Annotated in this window: 6 protein-coding genes and 1 tRNA gene; 5 read left to right on the top strand and 2 right to left on the bottom strand. The window is 38.5% G+C overall.

Annotated features, from left to right (window positions below; translation table 11 throughout):
- Positions 1-304: 304 nt before the first annotated feature.
- Positions 305-391 (top strand) — tRNA-Leu (locus tag KDK19_RS15290).
- A gap of 427 nt (positions 392-818) precedes the next feature.
- On the opposite strand, the gene KDK19_RS15285 is transcribed toward KDK19_RS15290, so the two are convergent.
- On the bottom strand, positions 819-1,163 hold the full coding sequence (locus KDK19_RS15285; protein WP_257281480.1) for a hypothetical protein: 345 nt from the start codon (positions 1,161-1,163) through the stop codon (positions 819-821).
- A 202-nt stretch (positions 1,164-1,365) separates the two neighbouring features.
- Between KDK19_RS15285 and KDK19_RS15280 the strand changes: the two genes are divergently transcribed.
- The 4 genes from KDK19_RS15280 (at position 1,366) to KDK19_RS15265 (ending at position 4,377) form a co-directional block, all read left to right on the top strand.
- Complete coding sequence (locus tag KDK19_RS15280) at positions 1,366-2,190, top strand: hypothetical protein (protein ID WP_257288238.1); 825 nt, start codon at positions 1,366-1,368, stop codon at positions 2,188-2,190.
- A 310-nt stretch (positions 2,191-2,500) separates the two neighbouring features.
- Positions 2,501-2,860 carry a hypothetical protein gene (locus KDK19_RS15275; RefSeq protein WP_257281478.1) on the top strand — a complete coding sequence of 120 codons (360 nt, stop codon included), beginning with the start codon at positions 2,501-2,503 and terminating at the stop codon, positions 2,858-2,860.
- Positions 2,861-2,910: 50 nt separating this feature from the next.
- On the top strand, positions 2,911-3,843 hold the full coding sequence (locus KDK19_RS15270) for a hypothetical protein (protein WP_257292292.1): 933 nt from the start codon (positions 2,911-2,913) through the stop codon (positions 3,841-3,843).
- Between the two features lie 159 nt (positions 3,844-4,002).
- A complete protein-coding gene (locus tag KDK19_RS15265; protein ID WP_257292291.1) occupies positions 4,003-4,377 on the top strand; it encodes a hypothetical protein in 375 nt (124 codons plus the stop codon).
- 412 nt (positions 4,378-4,789) lie between these two features.
- Here KDK19_RS15265 and KDK19_RS15260 read toward each other — a convergent pair whose 3' ends face one another.
- Complete coding sequence (locus KDK19_RS15260; RefSeq protein WP_257292290.1) at positions 4,790-5,572, bottom strand: hypothetical protein; 783 nt, start codon at positions 5,570-5,572, stop codon at positions 4,790-4,792.
- Positions 5,573-5,790 lie beyond the last annotated feature (218 nt).

Below are 5,790 nucleotides of genomic sequence, written 5' to 3'. Positions count from 1 at the left end.
GCATAATTATGTGTGTGGTCTCGTACTAGAAGACTAAACAGCCAGAAGCAACTCGACCCGTTCGAAACACAACTCCGGTTGAACAGGGCCATTTCTTAAAAAAACGCGTCAATATACTGCAAAACTGTGGTCCTGTCAGGCAAGATTCCACACACGTTTGCTTCAGTCACGATGAGGAAGATAAAGAGAATACGAACAGAAACGCTGCCCCCCAACACTCAACGCAGAACGGCTGTTGAAAACGGTACGGGGTTATGTATACTACGCCACATCTTCTCAGGACAGCTCAGTTCTGAAAAACAGTGCCGGTGTGATGGAATTGGTAGACATAGGGGATTCAAAATCCCCCGCCTTTGCGGGCGTGGCGGTTCGAGTCCGCCCACCGGTACCAATTAAATGATATCCCCATCTAATTTGAACCGTTCGTTTAATCGGCTCAAGCTCATGTTTAGTGACTATTAAGCTGGTTGCAATAGTTTAAAAAGCCCTTCTCGGAGTTTTCAAATCCAGCTTTGCGGGCGAGTTCCCAAGGCCTCTCACAGCTGTGTGTACGCTCACACCAAAGATAGCCAGCAGAGCCAATGCAACCATGCTCATCCCGATCAGAACCAGCCAAAGGTCCGGACTCCAGTTCGTCCGAGCTATTCGTACTGCAACCAGCAAGAGAAAGGATGATAATTAGTAGACAAGGAATTAGTGTTTTCATAAAACAGACTCACGTATCTTTTCTGGTACTAAACCCAGAATCTGACGTGACAATTATAGAAGAAACTACTTATGAAACAAGGTAATGGGCTTGTTATAAGAGGCTGCAAGGTTTAAAGGCGTTGAATCTGGATGTGCTGAATTCTACCATCATACACGACTACATCTTCCAAACCAGAATACTCTACTGTCTCACCAGTGTGAGTTTCACCCACAAAGTTAAAATTGAAATGAACTATCCCAGGCTTGGTTTCTGTGACGCTGATTACTTTCCACTCGAGCCTTGCAAACATACCATGATAAAGCCTCTGCACAGACATGATGTCATTCACTCCCAGAAAAAGCTCTCCATTTCCTGATTTGTAGGTAGAACTTTCACAAAACAGCTTTGTAATTTCATCAAAGTTACTGTCGTTTGAGAGTTGGAAGTAAGACTCTGCTATTTCCAAAGAATTCATCGTCTTTAAAGCATCCCGATCATACACACCTGAGTTATAGCACAGACTTGCCCAAGAACATAACACCACGTCCAGCGTTGGCCGTCAGAAGCCCAGAGGGCTATACTGCCGCCCATTGTCATGCATACTGCCCACAATGTTATGAACTTTAACCATGATGGCGACTCTGAGCACTATTGATAAAGAAAAAAGGAGTCTAATCATGAGCACACCGATCAGTAATACTTCAAATCATGGATTGTTCCCAACAACAGACATGGCCAACAAACAGAACGCTTGCGATTTACAAAAAACTGAGGCTGCGTTCTATAGCATGTCCTTGGAATCTGTAGAGCCATTAGTCTCTATCAAGATTGATAGATCTAAAAAAAGAGACAGCATTTTTACTGGGTTACTTGAAAGTGGCCTGGAGAAGAAAGCGGTATTAAAGTATCTTCCATTTGAAATAGAAGATGATCTTTTTAACTGCATCGATGGTAATGAAAGAGATAATGATTTAGCTAAGATAATTGGTGACAACACGCCAAAAAAGGTTATATCTTTTAACATCAAAACCCAAGATGGAAATCACGACTACAAACCTTCAAATTCATGGCAAGAACGATTCATAAAATGTATAAATCAAGGATTACAAAATATTTTTGATGATTTACCTCCAGAATTAGAAGATCGTTTACCAGGAAATAAAACTTTTAGCGACCTTTATAAAGGTAAAAAAACTCCAACAACCTGCTTTCAATTTGTGACTTTTATGGAGGTCAATTCAACATCATATCATGATAAACTTTACCCTCACCTTACAGCCCTAAAAGATTCAGACATAAAGGATCATTTCATTACTGTTGTAATTTTAAATAACAAGGAACTTGTTCATACATTTATTCATATTGGAGATAATGTTTGTATAGGTAAAATAGGAGGTTCTAATATCTATTTTCATACTGTTGAAGATATATTAAGTCATTACCAAGAATATTATGAAAAACCTTTGGGTTTAGCGATTGCGAAGATAAAAACTCTTCAGTAGCTGTATGGTCAATAGCCTACGGTCCGAACTTTTCCAATGATCATGAAAGATAGAAATACCCAGCATGATCGACCAGCTAATTCAGGGCAGGGGTTCTCAAAAGTGCCGGTCAGCAGCTGTTCCGAGGGACGGGAGTAAGAATATTATTTACCGGTTCTGCGATACTTTGAGGATTTTTCTGCAGGTCAACACCTGCTTCCACCTTACTTGGAAGGCACTTCGGATGAGGTCGAAGCCTGAAACGAGCAGAAGGCATTTGTTATGCCTATACTATCGGTCCGACATATAGCTTTTAAAACTGAATATTGAAATGATGACCAATCGTGCAGCTCTATTATTTCTGGCAGTCACCTATAAAATTTGTGCTCAACCTGATGGCTGTCTTGTAGTGACAAATGAAGATTTGTTATTAACAGAGCATGTCGAGTCTCTTTTTAGAAATAGAGTACCTGATGACTTACGTCCTCAATTAGTGCAAGAAGTAATTAGAATTATTGGTAATTCTATCAGAAAGACTGATCCAAAACTCTCCGAGAAAGATATTTATGATCGTTCTAAACAATGGCTCCAGAAACAACTAGATCAAATGAAACAAGTGGATCGAGAAGATTTCCCTGAATACTATGAACAAAATAATAACAATGACAGTGATGAAGCTTTTGTTAAGTAGGAATAACGCCTGGGTCAATCTTCACCCTTGATGTGTCGGGTGGAACCCTGGTGAGCAGAATTTACCCCAACCACCCGTTAAGTGACTATACTCGAACGCTCAACTTAACCGAGATAATGATAATGCTAATCCATATACGATCATATTTTGTATTCGCAATACTTTTATTAGCTCTAACTTTAAGTGCAACGACAAAGGCTAATGCAGGTGATTTTTTTCGAGTTTTAAGCATACCTACACTCAGGGCATTAATCCTAAGTTACTTTTCCGCTAAAGATATTTTTTCTCTAATGGAAGCTCTTGATATTGGGGTTTATCAAAGCATTAGCCTCTTTATAGAAGACGATTTGTACAATAGAATCAGTGCTTTCAACCTTGACTACATTGAGCCTTTTCTATGGCGAGAGTGCGAAGATCAAGATCAAGGATGGCATGACTACAGAGCGTTTACACATTGGTTCTGTGAATCTGAAGATGAATTTGACGACCCGGAGATCAATGGTCACATAAGGGGCGTGCCAATGCATGGTATGATTGAGTACAAACCTTTGGTTAAAATTTCAAAAGAAAACATAAAATTCGTTATTTCCTATGTTTGGATAAGATTAGGTGATGAAAACATATGGCATGTATTTGGTGAAATGATAGATGGTTCAGCCTTCTATTTTAATTCAGAATGTTGTTATTCCGGCTTTCCAGAATATGGAAACGGTTTAGTATGGATAGCGCCAACCTGGGATAGTTTATTAAAAAACATGAGCGAGTCTGAAATCGAAATTTTTATTTCAGCTTTGAATTTAGATGATTTATCTAAAGATATTTTACTCCACAAAAAAACAGCGAATCCTTCAGATTACACAGAAGCATTTAGTTATTTTTTACAAACTTTGATTTTAAAAGATGAGTACGAATCATACAAAAAACAGATCAGGTTTGAAAACCAAGCATTAGATTCAAAAAAACTACCATCATATATAAACTAACTTCGAAGTCTTGGTGTTCGTTTACCACTCAACACCTCCGTTTCAGGCTCGCGCCGAAAATTCGTCAGGCCAGGTAAAGGGAATCAGCCCCGGAACGAATCGAATGCATTTATTACACCTTAAATCAGAACTCTATTTTCATCTATGGAAACAATCAAAGTGATAAAATTATTTACAGCCCTCCTATTTCTTCCAGTTTTTTTCCAAACTGTAAAAGCACAGGAGTGTTCTCACCCAGAGAACAGCGCCTGTCTCTGTAAACTTATAAAAAAAGCAAATGACATAGTAAATATACAATGTAAACTGATCGCAATATTACCAGCCATAAATGGTGAACCTCAAAGCCAACCACCTATACAAGCACTCAACTTGCAACAGGCTACACTGCAAAATGAACTGAGTCATGAATTTAATCAACTGACATCGAATCCACAGCAACCACCAGCAGACCAAGTAGTAGGATTACGCTTATTTCTGTTATTACAAATACAACTACAAATAGTAATAATAAACAATTGGTATAAGCAAAATTAAAAAGCCTAACACTAATTTAACCTACAGCGACGCGGTTGCTGCTTATTCAAGGGGTTTAGGCCCCGTTAGCTCTTTGAGCTATCGATACTGGCATACTTTTTCATTAGTTGCTCAGCTTGCTTTCGTACTTCTTCACACTCTTCATCAAAATCGCCCCAATCAAGGTCGCAATAACTGAGTGGAGCTAAGAATGTTTCTAAATTAATAATAATCTCAGTCTTCAAGTGACACCCTCTCATCAAACCGGTGTTTAAGAGTCATTGTTTGCGAAAGGTAAAAACAGCCTGACTCATTTACGATTACCACTTGACAGCTTAAAATTAGCACCTGACACCTAATAAAAAGGAAAGTCCCAATAACGAACTGTAGCCATTGGTTAGGTTGACTCCATCCAGTTTTTGTTGTTCTTCGATTATACAAAGTATGTTACTTTGTCAAAGTTATCGTTATTAATTAATTCACATAATTCAGCAAGATGCTCCCCAAAAAGAAGAGATTTTTTTCTCTTACAATCAAAATATCTTTGTATTGCTTGGGTATGCATCTCACTTTGTTGAGATGAAAAATCTTCTGCAATTTTTGCGCAATCATAATCGTCACAAGTGAATAAATGATAAAAATCTTTTCTAACCACTGCTAAATCGTCATTTTCGAAAAACACTCCACCCCACACGCCAAGTAAGATATCAATTATTTGCTGGTAGAGAGGTATTTCCCAACTGATCATATGGCTGTTCGATTCCATAAAAACATCAACTTTTTTTTCAAAGTATGCTACTGATAAATTTATTCTTATCAATTCAGCTGCAGTGCCAATTTCAATTTTGCTAAGTGTGTCCAGGCTTTTATACCAAGTTCTATATGCTCTTTTTGTTACATGTTTTAGTTCTTTAACTGTTGCTTTTTGAGAGAGTTCTGGCGATTCACTCAATGCATGCTGTATAGAATCAAAGAGTTTGGGCATTTTTTGAGTCGAGAATTGGTAATATAATTTATCCAACTGGTCGTTGGCATATAGAGTACTAAATTGCAAAGCTACGCACGTGCATAACAATTGAACAAGCTTCTTTATCATTTCTACATTCTCCTTAAAATGAGTTGCTTTTAAGGATATGCATGATTTGACACTTTTCAACCCATCACTTGCAGCAAAGATATCAAAGGCAGTGGCATGACTCTCAATAACTGAGAGCATTCACAAAGAGGCTGTTATGGCTTGATACTCCAAAGAAATGAAAGAGTCTGTTATCCAGAAGATGATACCCCCCCAATAATGCTTCCGTGGCTCAGCTTAAACGAGAAACCGACATTACTGACGCAACCTTGTTTACTTGGCGCAAACAGGCAAATGCGCAAGCTGTACCCGTGCCCGGTGATGGTAAGAATCCTCAGCAGTGGAGTGCTGAAAACAAG

This window comes from Endozoicomonas sp. ONNA1, from assembly GCF_024606325.1.
Lineage (GTDB): Bacteria > Pseudomonadota > Gammaproteobacteria > Pseudomonadales > Endozoicomonadaceae > Endozoicomonas_A.
Note: the sequence above shows the minus strand (reverse complement) of the source record. Positions and strands in the feature narration are given on the sequence as shown.

Bases quoted from the DNA above. Each gene is read 5' to 3' on its own strand.
- KDK19_RS15285 (WP_257281480.1), bottom strand. From the start codon at position 1,163: ATGAATTCTTTGGAAATAGCAGAGTCTTACTTCCAACTCTCAAACGAC.
- KDK19_RS15280 (WP_257288238.1), top strand. From the start codon at position 1,366: ATGAGCACACCGATCAGTAATACTTCAAATCATGGATTGTTCCCAACA.
- KDK19_RS15275 (WP_257281478.1), top strand. From the start codon at position 2,501: ATGATGACCAATCGTGCAGCTCTATTATTTCTGGCAGTCACCTATAAA.
- KDK19_RS15260 (WP_257292290.1), bottom strand. From the start codon at position 5,572: ATGCTCTCAGTTATTGAGAGTCATGCCACTGCCTTTGATATCTTTGCT.